The sequence below is a fragment of the Qipengyuania rhodophyticola genome, assembly GCF_042493225.1.
Taxonomy (GTDB): domain Bacteria; phylum Pseudomonadota; class Alphaproteobacteria; order Sphingomonadales; family Sphingomonadaceae; genus Erythrobacter.
In genome coordinates this window covers 2324331-2340162 of record NZ_CP170454.1, presented here as the reverse complement: position 1 = coordinate 2340162, position 15832 = coordinate 2324331, and the positions used below count along the sequence as shown (strand labels likewise).

The window sequence follows — 15832 nt, the reverse complement described above, 5'->3', positions numbered from 1 at the left end:
GCTTAGGCGAGACCAGTTAGAACCTGATCCGGCGGGCGGTGGCCGTCTGCCCACATGCGAATATTGGCGATAACTTTTAGGCCAGAATCCTCGCGCCCTTCCTGGGTCGCGCTGCCAATATGAGGCAGGGTCATCACATTGGGGCTCTTGAGGAGGCGCGGGTCGACACTAGGTTCGTCAGGATAAACATCCAGCCCAGCGCCCCCCAAATGACCACTTTCCAGAGCCTCAATCAGCGCTTCATAATCGACCAGATCACCGCGCGCCGTGTTAATCAAACAGCTCCCAGGTTTCATCAGGCTAATGCGCCGTGCGTCTAGTATTCCGCGGGTCTGTTCACTCGCCGGGCAATGCAAACTGACAATGTCCGCCTCAGCAAGCAAATCATCCAGCTCCGCGACATAGCGCGCGGCCAGCATCCGCTCAGCTGCCTCAGGCAGCGGTTTGCGGTTATGATATGCGATCTCAAGGCCGAATGCGCGGGCGCGGTGCGCTACAGCCTGTCCGATCCGGCCCATGCCTACAACCCCCAGGACTTTGCCCGCGAGCTTGCGCCCAAGCAGCGCGGTGGGCGTCCAACCACTCCATTGCCCTGTGCGGATCAACTCCACGCCCTCGCGAATTCGGCGCGGAACTCCGATAATACCAGCCATCGCCAGATCAGCCGTGTCGTCAGTAAAAACGCCAGGCGTATTCGTCACCATCAGCCCGCGCTTCGAAGCCGCTTCCAGATCAATATGATCGGTGCCTGCACCAAAGCTTGCAATCAAACCCAAGCGCTCGCCGGCCTGCTCCAGCAACTCAGCATCTATACGATCCGTTACGGTAGGGACCAACACATCGCAATCACGCATCGCGGCCGCCAATTCATCACGCGACAGCGGCGTATCCCGAGTATTGAGCACAGTATCATACAGCTCGCTCATTCGCTGCTCTACCTCCGGCAAGAGGTGACGCGTCACAACTACGCGCGGCGTGTGTTCGATACGTTTGGTCGGTGCTTGCGAGGCGTCAGTCATCACTTGCGGGCTAGGCTGAGAATGCCGCAGCGGTCAAGCATGGCAGAGCAATTAACGTGGCGAATCGGCATTAGTGTTTGTGCGCTGTTGCTCTGGCTCAGGCGATTGGGATAGTGCTTTCCATCATGAGATTCTTGATCTGTCTTGCTGCTCTTGTTTCTGGCGCCTTAGCATCGCCCGCCGCTGCGCAGACGCGGGAGACGCCATATTGGGCAACGATCCGCGACAGCGCGACTGTCCTCAATATGCGGGTAGGCCCAAGCAAGGATTATAAGATCGCATGGGTGTATCGCCGTCCCGGTCTACCAGTAAAAGTTGTGCGTGTGCTCGAGGGGTGGCGGTTGATCGAAGACCCCCATGGTGATCAGGGTTGGGTGTCGGCCCCTCTGCTCAGCCCGGCACGTGGCATCATTGTGACAGGAGAAGAGCCGGCCGCAATTAGAGCATCGGGCGCGAACGATGCAGACATTAGATGGCGCGCGGCACCTGGTGTTGTCGCAAAACTAGAGCGCTGCGAAGAAGGCTGGTGCCAGATTGATGTAGATGGCCGCCGAGGTTGGGTTCGGCAGGGTCAGCTTTGGGGAAGCGGCGAGCCGTAAACTCGCCGCGTCCACATGCCGCCTAGGCGATTTCAACAGCTACAGCTGTCGCCTCACCGCCGCCAATGCAGAGACTGGCAACACCCTTGGTCTTGCCCTGCTTTTTCAGTGCGTTAAGCAGTGTCACGATGATCCGCGTACCGCTCGCGCCGATAGGGTGGCCAAGCGCAGTGCCGCCGCCATTGACGTTGATCTTGTCATGCGGGATGCCGATGTCGCGCATCGCAAACATGGCGACGCAGGCGAAGGCTTCGTTGACTTCCCAAAGCTCGACCTCGTCAACGCTCCAGCCCGCGTTTTTCAGGACCTTCTCAATCGCGCCGACCGGAGCAATTGTGAAATCTTTCGGTTCGCGGGCGTGGGCTGCCATCGCGACTATCTTCGCAACTGGCTCTTGCCCGTTTTTTTTCGCGACGCTTTCGCGTGTCAGCACCACTGCCGCCGCTCCATCTGAGATCGAGCTAGATGTCGCAGCCGTAATCGTGCCGTCCTTGGCAAAGGCCGCGCGCAGTTGTGGGATCTTGTCCGGACGTCCTTTGCCGGGTGCCTCGTCAGTATCGACAGTCACATCGCCCTTGCGGGTCGCGAAAGTCACTGGAACCACTTCATCGGCAAATGCTCCACTTTCAATCGCGGCATTGGCGCGGCGCAGGCTTTCGATGGAATAATCGTCCATCTCCTCGCGCGTCATCTGATAATCATTTGCCGTATCCTGAGCGAAAGTGCCCATCGCGCGTCCTTCCTCATAGGCGTCTTCAAGACCGTCGAGGAACATGTGATCATAGGTCGTATCGTGGCCAAGCCGCGCGCCAGAGCGATGCTTCTTGAGCAGGTATGGCGCGTTTGTCATGCTCTCCATGCCGCCTGCGACGACATAATCAATAGTGCCGCTCGCCAGCGCCTCTGCGCCCATGATGACCGTCTGCATGCCAGAGCCGCAGACCTTATTCACTGTCGTTGCTTGCACTGATTTTGGCAGCCCAGCTTTGACCATCGCCTGGCGGGCAGGGGCCTGACCCAAGCCAGCGGGCAGGACGCAGCCCATATAAGCGCGGTCAAGTTTATCACCCGAGACTCCGGAACGCTCTACCGCCGCCTTCACGGCGGTCGCACCAAGGTCCGTTGCGGAGACATCTGAAAGGGCACCTTGCATGCCGCCCATCGGGGTACGCGCATAAGATAGAATGACGACAGGATCGGCTGAAGAGAACTGGGTCACTTGTGTATATCCTCTGGTTCTGGAATATCGGTTGCGAAACGCGACTTAGTGTTGCGGTGCAACAATAGCAAATGGGCCGTGGATTGAAATGGCTCAAATTCCGCTGGGAGAGAGACGATGGCTGATAATCAATTGAACGCGATGGAAGACATCCTCCGCAAACAGCGCGCCGCGCACACACAAATGCGCCCTGAGCCAATTGCTATGCGTCGCAACCGCATTGAGCGCGCGATGAAGCTGCTCAAGGAGCATGGCGAGGATCTGTGCAAAACCATGGCTGCGGATTTTGGCAATCGTTCACCCCATCAGTCGATGATCACAGACATTGCCGGCACGGTGGGATTCGGCAAATATTGCATCAAACATCTCGACAAATGGTCACGCACGCAAAGGCGCAGCGTTCAGTTTCCACTCGGCCTGCTCGGCGCCAAAGCCGAAGTGCGGTATGAGCCTAAGGGTGTCATTGGTATTCTCAGCCCGTGGAATTTCCCGGTGAACTTGAGCTTTGGTCCGCTGATGCAAGTTTTCGCGGCGGGCAATCGCGCAATGATCAAGCCGAGCGAATTTACCGAAAAGACAAGCATGCTCACCAAAGAGCTGATCGAGGAATATTTCACGCCTGACGAATGCGCGGTGTTCACTGGAGGTCCTGATGTCGCGCAGGCATTCTCCAGCCTGCCGTTCGATCACCTCGTCTTTACTGGCTCCACCGCAACCGGAGCCAAGGTAATGGAGGCGGCCGCCAAGAACCTCGTTCCGGTCACGTTAGAGCTAGGCGGCAAGTCGCCAGTCTTCATGGGCGAAAGCGCTGACTTTGCCGCCGCTGGTGAACGCGTCGCGCTGGGCAAGATGCTCAATGCCGGTCAGATCTGTCTTGCGCCTGACTATATGTATGTGCCCGAAAGCAAGCAGGACGAAGCAATCAGCGGCGTCACGCAAGGTGCGGAGGCAATGTATCCGACCGTGCTGGCCAATGAGGACTACGCCAGCGTGGTGACGGATCGCCACTTCGACCGGCTACAATCCATGGTTGCAGACGCGAAGGGCAAGGGCGCGGAAGTGATTGAGGTCAATCCCGGTAATGAGGACTTCTCAAACACCAATGCTCGCAAGATGCCGCTCACTATCCTCAAGAATGTGACGGAAGATATGCAGGCGATGCAGGAAGAGATCTTTGGCCCGGTCCTGCCTGTAAAAACTTATCGCAGCATGGATGAGGCGATTGACTATGTGAACGAAAATGACCGTCCGCTTGGCCTCTATTATTTCGGCGCTGACAAAGCAGAGCAGGAGCACGTACTGACACGTACTATATCCGGCGGCGTGACCGTGAATGATGTCATTTTCCACGTCTCGATGGAAGATTTGCCGTTCGGCGGTGTCGGTCCATCGGGCATGGGCAGCTATCACGGAATTGAGGGCTTTCGCGAGTTTAGCCACGCGCGCAGTGTCTATACGCAGCCCAAGATCGATGTGGCCAAATTGGGCGGGTTCAAACCGCCTTATGGAGCGGCAACTGTGAAGGCTGTAAAAGGCTTGATGAAGTAGGCTGCATCGCGAGTGGCGCGGATTGCACGATTCGCGCCCTTGCACCTTGCCGGAGAGGGGCCTAGAGGCGCAGAAAATCTGCGTGAGCTCTAGGATGTGTTTGTGGTTGATCTGAGCCAATATTTACCGATTTTCATCTTTCTGATCATTGCGGCCGGATTGTCTGCCGCATTTGTGTTTTTGCCGATGGGCGTGTCACGCCTCACTGGTGCGCACAATCCCGATGCTGAAAAGCTGAGCGAGTATGAATGCGGATTTCCCGCCTTTGACGATGCGCGTAGTCAGTTTGACGTGCGTTTTTACCTCGTTGCGATATCGTTCATCCTGTTCGATCTTGAGGCGTCGTTCCTGTTTCCATGGGCAGTCAGCCTAGAGTACACCGGATGGACGGGCTGGTTCGGAATGGTAATCTTCCTGGGAATCCTCGCCATCGGCCTTGCCTATGAGTGGAAGATGGGAGCCCTTGATTGGGATTGATATGAGCCAGCAAAACACCATCATCACGCCAAGTCAGGTTCCTGCTGATCAATTGTCAGCAGCGCAGATGCCCACCGCTCAAGGCGGCGAAGTGCGTCAGCCAGATGCCGATTACTTCAACGCGCTGCAGACCGAGATTGATGACAAGGGCTTCCTTGTCACTTCGACTGAGGATCTGTTTCAATGGGCCCGCACAGGCTCACTGTGGTGGATGACTTTTGGCCTCGCATGCTGCGCGGTGGAGATGATCCATGTAAACATGCCGCGTTATGATATGGAGCGCTTCGGCGCCGCACCACGCGCGTCCCCGCGTCAGTCTGATGTAATGATTGTGGCGGGCACGCTGTGCAACAAGATGGCGCCAGCGCTGCGCAAGGTTTATGACCAGATGTCTGATCCCAAATATGTGATCAGCATGGGCAGCTGCGCCAATGGCGGCGGCTATTATCACTATAGCTATTCGGTGGTACGCGGCTGCGACCGCATTGTGCCGGTTGATATCTATGTGCCAGGATGCCCGCCAACAGCGGAAGCGCTGCTATACGGCGTAATGCAATTGCAGCGGAAGATCCGCCGTATCGGCACGATTGAACGTTGATATGACCGTCCTTCATTCCGCACCAAAATTCACTCAGATTGACGGGCTTGCAAGCACGCTTGGCAAGGCGCTTGGCGAGCATCTCGTCGCGACCGAAGAGGCGCATGGCGAGCTAATCTTCACCGTGAAGCGCGAAGCTATTGAAGACGTGCTGCGCACTCTGCGAGACGACCACGAATACCAGCAATTGATGGAAATTGCCGGCGTTGACTTTCCGGAGCGCGCTGAGCGTTTTGAGGTGGTTTACATGCTGCTGAGCGTGACCAAGAACAACCGCATCATGGTCAAGGTGAGTGCGGCAGAGGATACACCTGTGCCGACTGTCACCACACTTTGGCCCAACGCTGGCTGGCTCGAGCGCGAAGTGTTCGACTTGTATGGTGTGCTGTTCGACGGAAATACCGATCTGCGCCGCATTCTTACCGACTACGGTTTCGAAGGGCATCCATTCCGTAAGGACTTCCCGCTGACGGGCTATACCGAACTGCGCTATTCCGAAGAGGAAAAGCGGGTTGTTTATGAACCGGTCGAACTCGCACAAGACCTACGACAATTCGACTTCCTTAGCCCGTGGGAAGGCAGCGACTATGTCCTTCCCGGTGATGAGAAGGCGGCTGAAAAAGGTGAGGGTGAAGAGAAGTGAGCTGGCGCGCAATTATACTGATGCCAGCAATAGGCCTCGCCGCGTGCAATGACGCACCGGCAGAACCGGAGACGGTCGACGAATTTGCCGCGCGTGTGGGTACCGCTACGAGTGCTGCTCCTGCTGAACAGGCCGCTACGCCGGGGCAGGCGGTCGTCACAAGCGCAGTGGAAGGAGCGCCGGCGCCGCAAACCAATGTTCTGGCACCTGAAAAGCTCGGTAATATCGCTGATGTCGATTTGGGACCGCGGGCAGGGGGCTGTACCTTTGCTACGGGCAGCACAGAAATGCTAATCGCTGCCGCGCCGGAAGATCGCTCAATACCGGGTAAGGCGGTCGTGCGACTAGGCGGACAATTGCTGGTCCTTGATGCCCCTCCCGGCGGCTATAATCTGATCAAGAGCGGAACAGGGTTTCAAGGCGAAGGATTTGCCGTGTCGGTTGCGCGCAATGATAGTGGCGCTGATAGCGATGCCGCAAGAATGACGGTGACTGACGATAACGGCCAGCAGAACATCTTCGATGGCCGATGGGTGTGCTCATGAACAATGGATTGCAAATCGAAGAATCGCCGACAACTGGCGATGAAACGATCACCAATTATACGATTAACTTCGGGCCTCAGCACCCTGCGGCGCACGGCGTGTTGCGCATGGTGATGGAGCTTGATGGCGAGATCATCGAGCGGATCGACCCGCATGTCGGTTTGCTCCATCGCGGCACTGAAAAACTGATTGAAAACAAGACTTACCTACAGGCGCTGCCGTATTTCGACCGGCTCGATTACTGCTCTCCGCTGTGTCAGGAACACAGCTATGTGTTGGCGATTGAAAAGCTGCTCAATCTCGAGGTGCCGGAGCGCGGACAGTATCTGCGTGTGCTCTTCGCCGAACTTACCCGCATCTGCAATCACATGCTCAATATGGGCGCGCATGTTTTGGACGTAGGGGCCTTCACGCCGAACCTGTGGATCATGGATTTGCGCGAAGATTGCCTCAATTTCTTCGAGCGAGCTTCTGGCGCACGCATGCATATGGCATGGTTCCGCCCGGGCGGTGTGCATCAAGATGTGCCGGAAAAGCTGCTGGTCGATATTGGCGAGTGGCTCGACAATCGCTTCTTCCAATTGTTTGAAGACGCGATGAGCCTGGTGATCGACAATCGCATCTTTAAGCAGCGCAATGTCGATATCGCTGTGGTGAGCAAGGAAGACGCGCTCAGCTGGGGCTTTAGCGGGCCAATGATCCGCGCGGCGGGCATCCCGTGGGATCTGCGCAAATCGCAGCCTTATGACGTCTATGACCGCATGGAATTTGACATTCCGGTGGGCACAAATTCGGATTGCTATGACCGCTTTATGGTCCGCGTCAAAGAGATCTACGAGAGCGCCAAGATCATCCGTCAGTGCCTCAAAGAAATGCCTGAAGGCGAGGTTTGCTCGGATGATCGCAAAGTCTCCCCGCCCAAGCGCGGCGAGATGAAGCAGTCGATGGAAGCTCTGATCCATCACTTTAAGCTCTACACCGAGGGCTTTCACGTACCTGCTGGCGAAGTTTACGTCGCGACTGAAAGCCCCAAGGGCGAATTTGGCGTATATTTGGTGAGCGACGGGACGAACAAACCCTATCGCTGCAAGATCCGCCCAACCGCATTTAGCCACCTGCAAGCCATGGACTTTATGTGCAAAGGCCACATGCTGCCCGACGCAACCGCCATACTGGGAGCGATTGATGTGGTGTTTGGGGAGTGTGACCGGTGATCCTCCGTGAGCTCTTCATACTCTTTGCCAGCTTCGGCGTCTTTGCAGCTGCAATTGCGGCATATCTTGTGCTTTTCCATGGCGAAGCGCCGCGCAAGGAGGTCTTCTCGACCGCCGGCGCAGCTGTCATTGGCCTTTACGCAGGTCGTTTTCTACAGAACAGGTTGAGCAGAAATGGCTGACCGTACACCCGCACCCGACACACCGGAACTCCGCGAGCGCTGGGGCTCTTTTGCGTGGACAAAAGAGAACAAGAAGACCGCCGATTGGCATATCGCCAAATATCCGGAGGGCCGCCAGAAATCGGCTGTGATGCCGCTGCTCGATCTGGCGCAGCGTCAGGTTGGGGCGGAGACCGACACGCAAGGCTGGCTCCCGCTGCCGGTGATCGAATATGTTGCGGCCTACATCGACGTCCCGGTCATTCGTGTGCTCGAGGTCGCGACCTTCTATTTCATGTACAACATGAAGCCCGTTGGGAAATATCATGTGCAGGTCTGCGGGACGACCCCCTGCATGCTGCGCGGGTCGGACGATATTATTTCGGCCTGCAAGAAGCGTGGTATGGCGAAGGGCGAAGTGTCCGAGGATGGCCTTTGGACCCTCACTGAGGTCGAGTGCATGGGCAATTGCGCGACCGCACCCATGGTTCAGATCAATGATGACAATTACGAAGATCTGACGGTTGAGCGGCTTGACGCGGTGCTAGATGCGCTGGCCAAAGGTGAGCAGCCCAAGCCTGGCACGCAAGAGCCCGGTCGTCACACTTCAGAGCCAGCGAATGCTCTTAGCAATCTTAAAGAGATGGCCGACACCAATCACGATTATCGGAGTGATTGGTGATGGGCAATAAGGCTAATCTTGGCGGCGGCATAATCGGCCTGGTCTTTCTCGCACTCGGAGTATTCAAATTCATCAGCGGGGATGGCTGGATGGTCTGGATCCTATTGGGCTTCCTCTTCGGCGGCTTCGGCGCTTTACGCCAGCTTCTGGGGAGCGACAAACCATGAATGTCGCAGTCTGGATCGCCCTTGGCTCCGTCGTGATTGCGCTCGGCGTGGTCTTTCTTGCGCTCTCGAACAGAGAGGGTGATGAAAAGTAATGGAATATTCGTGGGCAACAATTGCTGTCGCGGTGATCGCTGTGGTCATCGCTTGGAAAGTGCTTAAGGGCATTGTCAAAACGTTGGCGTTGCTTGCAATTTTGGGCGGTGTCGCGCTCCTGGTGTTTGGTGGTTACGTATGAGCCTTCAGGATAAAGATCGCATTTTCACGAACGTCTACGGCTTCCAGGATTGGGGGCTGAAGGCGGCGCAAGCGCGCGGCGATTGGGACAATACCAAGGCGCTGATCGAGCGCGGCAATGATGCGATAATCGACGAGATAAAGGCGTCCGGCCTGCGCGGACGGGGCGGGGCGGGTTTTCCGACCGGCCTGAAATGGTCATTCATGCCTAAGGAAAGTAAGAATGGTCGTCCTAGTTTTCTCGTTATCAATGCCGACGAGTCAGAGCCCGGTTCTTGTAAAGACCGCGAGATTATTCGCCATGACCCGCACAAACTGATCGAAGGAGCACTGGTTGCCGGTTTCGCGATGCGCGCGCGGGCGGCCTATATCTACATTCGCGGCGAGTATATCCGCGAGGCTGAAACGCTTCAGAAGGCGATTGATGAGGCCAATGCAGCCGGTCTGATCGGCAAAAACGCTAGCGGTTCAGGCTATGATTTCGATGTATTCATGCATCGCGGTGCTGGGGCTTACATTTGCGGTGAAGAAACCGCGATGATCGAAAGCCTTGAGGGCAAAAAGGGCCAGCCACGCCTCAAGCCACCGTTTCCGGCCGGCGCTGGCCTCTATGGCTGCCCGACCACCGTTAACAATGTTGAGAGCATCGCAGTTGTGCCAACGATCCTGCGGCGCGGCGCGAGCTGGTTCAACAGCTTTGGCCGTGAGGGTAACCACGGGACAAAACTTTTCCAGATCAGCGGCCATGTTGAAAAGCCATGTGTGGTGGAAGAGCAAATGAGCATTCCTTTCCGCGAGCTGATTGAGAAGCATTGTGGCGGGATCACAGGCGGTTGGGATAACCTTCTCGCAGTGATTCCAGGTGGTTCGTCGGTTCCGCTTGTGCCTGCCGAGCAGATTATGGACGCGCCGATGGACTTTGACGGGTTGAAAGAACTCGGCTCGGGCCTCGGCACGGCGGCTGTGATCGTGATGGACAAGTCCACCGATATCGTCCGCGCGATTTCGCGGCTTAGTTACTTCTACAAACACGAAAGCTGCGGCCAGTGCACACCTTGCCGCGAGGGCACCGGGTGGATGTGGCGTATGATGGAACGACTCCGCACCGGCGATGCCGCGATTGAAGAGATCGATATGCTGCAACAGGTCACCAAGCAGGTGGAAGGCCATACGATCTGTGCGCTTGGCGATGCAGCGGCCTGGCCAATTCAGGGCTTGATCCGACACTTTCGCCCCGAGCTGGAGCGCCGCATACATGAGCACAATGCGCAATTCGCGGAGGCGGCGGAGTGAGGACTTTGCTTGCTACATTCTTGCCCGCTGCGCTGATGTGCGGATTCGTATCAGCTTCTCCCGCGCTGGCCGATCCACCAACCGGTTCGTTGATTGATCGCTCAGACAGGGGTCTAAGCAAGAGATTTGACCCGCGTCACTCAAAGTCTGTTCGTCCAGCGCTTAGCGCTTATTTCCGCTGCGTGGCGTCGCTAAATAGGTTGCGTGCATCTGAGCTGTTGGAACTTCCGTTTAGGAGTGACGAGCAGTTGCAGGCTGTCGGGAAAGTGCTGCCCGAGTACTCTTATGGCGATTCCCGGACGCAAGACTGCTTCTCGAACTTCGGCAACATGAAAATGTCATATGATCCTGTGACCGCAGTCAGTGGATTCTCAGAGTTTTTCATTCAAGATCGGATTGACGAGAACGACATCGTACGGATTTCAGACCTGACTCACGACGATTGGCAGTCGCCGCAACTATCGCCACGTAATGGAAGCGAGATGATCGGCCTTTGTGTTGCACAAGCCGGTGGCATGCTGGTTTATGACCTTATCGAAGCGGAGCCAGAGAGCGATAGAGAGACGGCTGCAATACGAAGTATTGTGCCTCTACTTGGCCCCTGTCTAACGGACGGCGTCGAGGTCAGTTTCGACAAGACATCTCTGCGCGCACTGCTTGCACATGGTCTGTACCGCACGCTGAGCCAAATCGATGCGCTTAAGAAAGATCAATCATGAAATTCTCGCCGCTTTCTCTAAGGGACATATTCGATGCCTAAAGTCACCGTAGACGGCGAAGAGATCGAAGTCCCAGCAGGCGCGACTGTGCTGCAGGCGTGCGAGCTTGCGGGCAAGGAAATCCCGCGTTTCTGCTATCACGAACGCCTGAGCATTGCGGGCAATTGCCGCATGTGTCTGGTTGAAGTCGCACCGGGTCCGCCCAAGCCTCAGGCAAGCTGTGCACTGCCTGCCGCCGATGGTCAGGAAATCCGCACCGACAGTGAGATGGTAAAGACTGCGCGCGAAGGCGTGATGGAATTTCTGCTGATTAATCATCCGCTTGATTGCCCAATTTGCGATCAGGGCGGCGAGTGCGACCTGCAAGATCAGTCCATGACCTATGGTCGCGGCGCGACGCGTTATGACGAGAACAAGCGCGCCGTGAGCGAAAAGTACATGGGGCCGCTGATCAAGACGGTCATGACCCGCTGCATTCATTGCACACGCTGCGTGCGTTTCTCTGAAGAGGTCGCGGGAGTGGACGAGATTGGCGCGCTTTACCGCGGCGAGGACATGCAGATCACGACATATCTCGAGCAGGCTGCGGCGCATGAGATGAGCGCCAATGTGATCGATCTATGCCCCGTTGGCGCGCTGACATCACGCCCTTATGCTTTTGAGGCGCGTCCGTGGGAGCTCAAGAAAACGCTCAGCATCGATGTTTCTGATGCGGTGGGAGCGAATATCCGCCTCGATAGCCGAGGCCGCGAAATCATGCGTGCGCTTCCGCGCGTCAATGATGACGTCAATGAAGAGTGGATTTCGGACAAGGCGCGCTATCAGGTCGATGGCCTGACCAAGCGGCGCCTCGACAAGGTTTATCTGCGTAAGCGGGGCAAGCTGACTGAAGGCAGTTGGGACGAGGCCTTTAAGGCGGTCGCCAAGCAGCTGAAGGGCAACACTTCCAGCATAGCGGCGGTTGCTGGCGATATGGTCGATTGCGAGACGATGTTTGCGGCCAAGGCGCTCCTGAAAGCAAGCGGCTCGAGCCTGATCGAGGGCCGTCAGACCGGCATGGATTATGACGTATCGAACCTTGCAGCGGTCAATTTCAACTCGACTCTCGCGGGTATTGAGTCCGCTGATGCTATTCTCATCGTGGGCAGTCATGTCCGCTGGGAAGCGCCGCTGGTGAACACCCGCCTACGCAAAGCGGTGAAGCACGGTGCTAAGGTCTTTGTGGTCGGGCCGGAATGGGACACGACGTATCCTGCGACCTTCCTGGGTAATGATCTGGCGGTTCTTTCGAAGCTTCCAAGCGAAGTGACCGACGTGTTCAAGGCGGCTGAGCGCCCAGCGATGATCCTGGGCGGCGCGGCGCTTGCGAAAGGTGCGCTTCACGGTGCGCTGGCTGCGGCGGACAAGCTCGGCGTCGTTAAAGACGGCTGGAACGGGTTCAACGTGCTGCATTTCTCGGCCGCACGGATGGGCGGTTTGATGCTCGGCTTTGCGCAGGCTGGGGGCATGGCCGATATCCACGCCGCCAAACCGAAAGTTGTTGTGTCACTCGGTGCGGATGAGATGGATTTCGAGCCGTTCGCCGACAGTCTCAAGGTCTATATCGGGCATCACGGCGACAAGGGCGCACATGCGGCGGATATCATTCTGCCCGCCGCGTCTTATGCCGAGAAGGACGGCACTTACGTCAACACAGAAGGTCGCGTTCAGTTCGCCGAGAAGGCCGTGTTTGCACCAGGTGACGCGCGTGAGGATTGGACGATCCTGCGCGCGCTTGCGGATGCTCTGAAAGTGGATGTGGGCTTCAATAGTTTTGCCGAATTGCAAAGCGCTATGATCGCGGAAGTTCCTGCGCTGGGTGAAGAGGGTCTGGCCGATTACGGCGCGCTTCCGAAGGCTGACAGCAAAGCGAAAGCGGAGGGCGTGATTGCGGGTTATCCCATCAAGGATTTCTATCTCACCAATCCCATCGCCCGCGCCAGTACTGTGATGCAGCAATGTTCGGCTGAATTGCTTCACGGTGACGAGCTGAAGGAGGCGGCAGAGTGAGTGTTCTAGTACTCTTTGGAGGCGCAGGCGTACTTCTGATTATTCTGCTTTGTCTCGCAAAATTCGCTCCGTTTTTCTTGGAGCGAATTGGAGGGAGACCAGACGCCGGTTCTTCTAGCGCGTCAGGTGGTTCTTACGGCGAAGGCAGCTGCGGAGGAGACGGAGACTAATGACCGAATTCTTCCAATCTCTCGGCATGACCTATGAATGGGCGTGGTTTGTCGCGACTGTCTCGGGCATTTTGTTGATCGCATTCCCGGTGATGTTAGCAGTCGCCATGGTGATTTACGTCGACCGCAAAGTGCTCGGCGCGGTGATGCTGCGGCGCGGGCCCAATGTCGTTGGCCCATTCGGCCTGCTGCAAAGCTTCGCCGATGGCCTCAAAGTCTTCTTGCAAGAGACAATCATTCCAAGCGCCGCGAACAAGGGTATCTTCCTGCTCGCACCGATTGTGACCTTTACGGTTGCACTGCTCGCTTGGGCGGTGATCCCGTTTGATGCGGGCGTCGTCCTGTCGGACATCAATGTCGGGCTGCTTTATGTCCTCGCGATCAGCTCTTTGGGTGTCTACGGCATCGTCATGGCGGGCTGGGCGTCGAACTCGAAATACCCATTCTTCTCCGCGATGCGTGCCGCCGCGCAGATGATCTCTTATGAGGTCTCAATCGGTTTTATTCTGGTGTGCGTGGTGCTGTGGGCGGGAACGTTCAACCTGACCGAGATTGTGAACGCGCAAGAGGGCCACGGTCTGGGCATCGTGAACGGATATTTCTTTAATCCGCTACTGTTCCCGATGTGGGTGATGTTCTTCATCTCCTGTCTGGCAGAGACGCAGCGCGCGCCGTTTGATTTGACCGAGGCCGAGTCCGAGCTCGTCGCGGGGTATCAGACCGAATATAGCTCGATGAGCTTCGCGCTCTTCTGGCTGGGTGAGTATGCTAACATCCTGCTGATGTGCTCGCTGAATACTATCCTGTTCTTTGGTGGGTGGCTGCCACCGCTCAACGTTGATTGGATCCCGTGGTTCGACATCCCGGGCATCGTCTGGTTCCTGCTCAAGACGTTCGTCTTCTTCTTCCTGTTCAGCTGGATCTGGGCGACGGTCCCTCGTTATCGCTATGACCAGCTGATGCGTTTGGGCTGGAAAGTGTTCCTGCCGCTTAGCCTGCTTTTCGTCCTCTTGATCTCAGGATACCTCATGCTGACGAGGTATGCACCGCTATGACCTCCATTTCCCAACTCATCAAATCCTTCACCTTGTGGGAATTCCTCAAGGCGCATGCGTTGACTTTCAAATACCTTTGGAAGCCCAAAGTCACGATCAACTATCCGTTCGAGAAGAACCCGCTGTCCCCGCGTTTTCGCGGTGAGCATGCTTTGCGCCGCTATCCCAATGGCGAGGAGCGTTGCATTGCATGTAAGCTCTGCGAAGCGGTGTGCCCGGCGCAGGCGATCACTATTGAGAGCGAGCCGCGCGATGATGGTTCGCGCCGCACTACGCGCTATGACATAGACATGACCAAGTGCATCTATTGCGGGTTCTGCCAAGAGGCGTGCCCGGTTGATGCCGTGGTTGAGGGGCCGAACTTCGAATATTCTACCGAAACGCGCGAGGAGCTGCTCTACGACAAGGCGAAATTGCTGGCGAACGGGGACAAGTGGGAGCGGGCGATCGCCGCAAACCTTGAAGCCGACGCGCCCTATCGCTAGTCGGCGCGCAATCCTGGACGGGGCATTATGATTCAGACCTTAGCCTTTTACCTGTTTGCGGCATTGCTCATCGCGTCGGCGGTGATGGTGATTACCGCGCGCAACCCGGTGCATTCCGTGCTGTGGCTGATACTCGCATTCTTCAATGCGGCGGGTCTGATGGTGCTCGTGGGCGCAGAATTTATCGCGATGTTGCTAGTGATTGTTTACGTTGGTGCGGTGGCCGTGTTGTTCCTGTTCGTGGTGATGATGCTCGACATTGATACCGCCGCGATGCGCGCTGGATTTGTGCGCAACTTCCCGCTCGGGCTGGTCGTGGCGCTGATCCTGTTGGCAGAATTAATCCTGGGCATTGGCGCGTATCAGGCCGGAGCATTGGACCTCGGCACAGCTTCGGCAAGTACGGCGCCACTTGAGGGCGCGGGCAATATCGAGGCGCTCGGCGCATTGCTCTACACCGATTATATATTCCTGTTTGAGATCGCGGGCATCATCCTGCTGGTGGCGATGATCGGCGCGATTGTGCTGACACACCGGCCTAGCAAGAGCACGCGCGGCCATCAGGATATCGCCAAGCAAAATGCACGCCGTCCGGGTGATGCGACCGTCTTGAAGCAGCCCACCGTGGGCGAGGGGGTCGACCTATGATCGGCGTTGAGCATTACGTCATCGTCAGCGCGATCCTGTTCGTGCTGGGTGTGCTGGGCATTTTCATCAATCGCAAGAATGTGATCGTCATTCTGATGTCGGTTGAGCTGATCCTGCTCGCGGTGAACATCAACCTCGTCGGCTTCAGCGCATTCCTGAACGACCTCGTGGGGCAGGTGTTTGCGATGTTCGTGCTGACCGTTGCCGCGGCGGAGGCTGCTATCGGCCTCGCCATCCTCGTCATTTACTTCCGCGGACGCGGTACGATTGCCGTCGATGACGTCAATCAGATGAAGGGATAAGCCGC

Annotated in this window: 18 protein-coding genes and 1 pseudogene; 17 read left to right on the top strand and 2 right to left on the bottom strand. The window is 56.8% G+C overall.

Annotated features, from left to right (window positions below):
• Positions 1-2: 2 nt before the first annotated feature.
• Positions 3-1019: a 2-hydroxyacid dehydrogenase gene (locus ACFCXQ_RS11200; protein WP_379550603.1), complete on the bottom strand. Its 1017-nt coding sequence runs from the start codon at positions 1017-1019 to the stop codon at positions 3-5.
• Between the two features lie 125 nt (positions 1020-1144).
• Between ACFCXQ_RS11200 and ACFCXQ_RS11195 the strand changes: the two genes are divergently transcribed.
• Complete coding sequence (locus ACFCXQ_RS11195) at positions 1145-1618, top strand: SH3 domain-containing protein (RefSeq protein ID WP_379550601.1); 474 nt, start codon at positions 1145-1147, stop codon at positions 1616-1618.
• 22 nt (positions 1619-1640) lie between these two features.
• Here ACFCXQ_RS11195 and ACFCXQ_RS11190 read toward each other — a convergent pair whose 3' ends face one another.
• Complete coding sequence (locus ACFCXQ_RS11190; protein ID WP_379550599.1) at positions 1641-2837, bottom strand: thiolase family protein; 1197 nt, start codon at positions 2835-2837, stop codon at positions 1641-1643.
• A gap of 117 nt (positions 2838-2954) precedes the next feature.
• On the opposite strand from ACFCXQ_RS11190, the gene ACFCXQ_RS11185 reads away from it, so the two are divergent.
• From ACFCXQ_RS11185 to nuoK, 16 genes and pseudogenes are all read left to right on the top strand, one after another.
• Positions 2955-4385 carry a coniferyl aldehyde dehydrogenase gene (locus ACFCXQ_RS11185; protein WP_379550597.1) on the top strand — a complete coding sequence of 477 codons (1431 nt, stop codon included), beginning with the start codon at positions 2955-2957 and terminating at the stop codon, positions 4383-4385.
• Positions 4386-4487: 102 nt separating this feature from the next.
• Positions 4488-4862 (top strand): NADH-quinone oxidoreductase subunit A, encoded by a 375-nt coding sequence (gene ndhC, locus ACFCXQ_RS11180; RefSeq protein ID WP_379550596.1) that lies wholly within the window; start codon positions 4488-4490, stop codon positions 4860-4862.
• 67 nt (positions 4863-4929) lie between these two features.
• Positions 4930-5460 carry a NuoB/complex I 20 kDa subunit family protein gene (locus ACFCXQ_RS11175; protein ID WP_379554640.1) on the top strand — a complete coding sequence of 177 codons (531 nt, stop codon included), beginning with the start codon at positions 4930-4932 and terminating at the stop codon, positions 5458-5460.
• 1 nt (position 5461) lies between these two features.
• Positions 5462-6073, top strand: a pseudogene (locus ACFCXQ_RS11170) (NADH-quinone oxidoreductase subunit C); the annotation flags it as partial.
• A gap of 26 nt (positions 6074-6099) precedes the next feature.
• On the top strand, positions 6100-6648 hold the full coding sequence (locus tag ACFCXQ_RS11165; RefSeq protein WP_379550594.1) for a hypothetical protein: 549 nt from the start codon (positions 6100-6102) through the stop codon (positions 6646-6648).
• On the top strand, positions 6645-7862 hold the full coding sequence (locus ACFCXQ_RS11160; protein WP_379550592.1) for an NADH-quinone oxidoreductase subunit D: 1218 nt from the start codon (positions 6645-6647) through the stop codon (positions 7860-7862). The genes ACFCXQ_RS11165 and ACFCXQ_RS11160 overlap by 4 nt, the downstream gene beginning before the upstream one ends.
• 174 nt (positions 7863-8036) lie before the next feature.
• A complete protein-coding gene (locus ACFCXQ_RS11155) occupies positions 8037-8705 on the top strand; it encodes a complex I 24 kDa subunit family protein (protein ID WP_379550591.1) in 669 nt (222 codons plus the stop codon).
• The gene (locus tag ACFCXQ_RS11150) at positions 8702-8872 is read left to right on the top strand and encodes a hypothetical protein (protein WP_379554699.1); all 171 of its coding nucleotides are present in this window, start codon (positions 8702-8704) and stop codon (positions 8870-8872) included. Before ACFCXQ_RS11155 ends, ACFCXQ_RS11150 begins: the two co-directional genes overlap by 4 nt.
• A 91-nt stretch (positions 8873-8963) precedes the next feature.
• The gene (locus ACFCXQ_RS11145) at positions 8964-9107 is read left to right on the top strand and encodes a hypothetical protein (RefSeq protein WP_379550589.1); all 144 of its coding nucleotides are present in this window, start codon (positions 8964-8966) and stop codon (positions 9105-9107) included.
• Positions 9104-10399: an NADH-quinone oxidoreductase subunit NuoF gene (nuoF, locus tag ACFCXQ_RS11140; protein WP_379550587.1), complete on the top strand. Its 1296-nt coding sequence runs from the start codon at positions 9104-9106 to the stop codon at positions 10397-10399. The genes ACFCXQ_RS11145 and nuoF overlap by 4 nt, the downstream gene beginning before the upstream one ends.
• Before the next feature lie 335 nt (positions 10400-10734).
• Positions 10735-11118, top strand: a complete 384-nt coding sequence (locus ACFCXQ_RS11135; protein WP_379550585.1) for a hypothetical protein — start codon at positions 10735-10737, stop codon at positions 11116-11118.
• Between the two features lie 33 nt (positions 11119-11151).
• On the top strand, positions 11152-13167 hold the full coding sequence (nuoG, locus tag ACFCXQ_RS11130) for an NADH-quinone oxidoreductase subunit NuoG (protein WP_379550584.1): 2016 nt from the start codon (positions 11152-11154) through the stop codon (positions 13165-13167).
• Between the two features lie 169 nt (positions 13168-13336).
• Entirely contained in the window at positions 13337-14392 is a 1056-nt protein-coding gene (gene nuoH, locus ACFCXQ_RS11125; RefSeq protein ID WP_379550582.1) for an NADH-quinone oxidoreductase subunit NuoH, read from the top strand.
• The gene (gene nuoI / locus ACFCXQ_RS11120) at positions 14389-14877 is read left to right on the top strand and encodes an NADH-quinone oxidoreductase subunit NuoI (protein WP_379550580.1); all 489 of its coding nucleotides are present in this window, start codon (positions 14389-14391) and stop codon (positions 14875-14877) included. Before nuoH ends, nuoI begins: the two co-directional genes overlap by 4 nt.
• A gap of 27 nt (positions 14878-14904) precedes the next feature.
• A complete protein-coding gene (locus ACFCXQ_RS11115) occupies positions 14905-15525 on the top strand; it encodes an NADH-quinone oxidoreductase subunit J (protein ID WP_379550578.1) in 621 nt (206 codons plus the stop codon).
• Entirely contained in the window at positions 15522-15827 is a 306-nt protein-coding gene (nuoK, locus tag ACFCXQ_RS11110; protein WP_379550576.1) for an NADH-quinone oxidoreductase subunit NuoK, read from the top strand. The genes ACFCXQ_RS11115 and nuoK overlap by 4 nt, the downstream gene beginning before the upstream one ends.
• The last annotated feature ends 5 nt before the right edge of the window (positions 15828-15832 follow it).

Coding starts and splice junctions, on each gene's coding strand:
- ACFCXQ_RS11135 (WP_379550585.1), top strand. CDS start 10,735: ATGTCATATGATCCTGTGACCGCAGTCAGTGGATTCTCAGAGTTTTTC.
- ACFCXQ_RS11160 (WP_379550592.1), top strand. CDS start 6,645: ATGAACAATGGATTGCAAATCGAAGAATCGCCGACAACTGGCGATGAA.
- nuoI (WP_379550580.1), top strand. CDS start 14,389: ATGACCTCCATTTCCCAACTCATCAAATCCTTCACCTTGTGGGAATTC.
- nuoG (WP_379550584.1), top strand. CDS start 11,152: ATGCCTAAAGTCACCGTAGACGGCGAAGAGATCGAAGTCCCAGCAGGC.
- ACFCXQ_RS11155 (WP_379550591.1), top strand. CDS start 8,037: ATGGCTGACCGTACACCCGCACCCGACACACCGGAACTCCGCGAGCGC.
- ACFCXQ_RS11200 (WP_379550603.1), bottom strand. CDS start 1,019: ATGACTGACGCCTCGCAAGCACCGACCAAACGTATCGAACACACGCCG.
- ACFCXQ_RS11175 (WP_379554640.1), top strand. CDS start 4,930: ATGCCCACCGCTCAAGGCGGCGAAGTGCGTCAGCCAGATGCCGATTAC.
- nuoK (WP_379550576.1), top strand. CDS start 15,522: ATGATCGGCGTTGAGCATTACGTCATCGTCAGCGCGATCCTGTTCGTG.
- ACFCXQ_RS11195 (WP_379550601.1), top strand. CDS start 1,145: ATGAGATTCTTGATCTGTCTTGCTGCTCTTGTTTCTGGCGCCTTAGCA.
- ACFCXQ_RS11115 (WP_379550578.1), top strand. CDS start 14,905: ATGATTCAGACCTTAGCCTTTTACCTGTTTGCGGCATTGCTCATCGCG.
- ACFCXQ_RS11145 (WP_379550589.1), top strand. CDS start 8,964: ATGGAATATTCGTGGGCAACAATTGCTGTCGCGGTGATCGCTGTGGTC.
- ACFCXQ_RS11185 (WP_379550597.1), top strand. CDS start 2,955: ATGGCTGATAATCAATTGAACGCGATGGAAGACATCCTCCGCAAACAG.
- nuoH (WP_379550582.1), top strand. CDS start 13,337: ATGACCGAATTCTTCCAATCTCTCGGCATGACCTATGAATGGGCGTGG.
- nuoF (WP_379550587.1), top strand. CDS start 9,104: ATGAGCCTTCAGGATAAAGATCGCATTTTCACGAACGTCTACGGCTTC.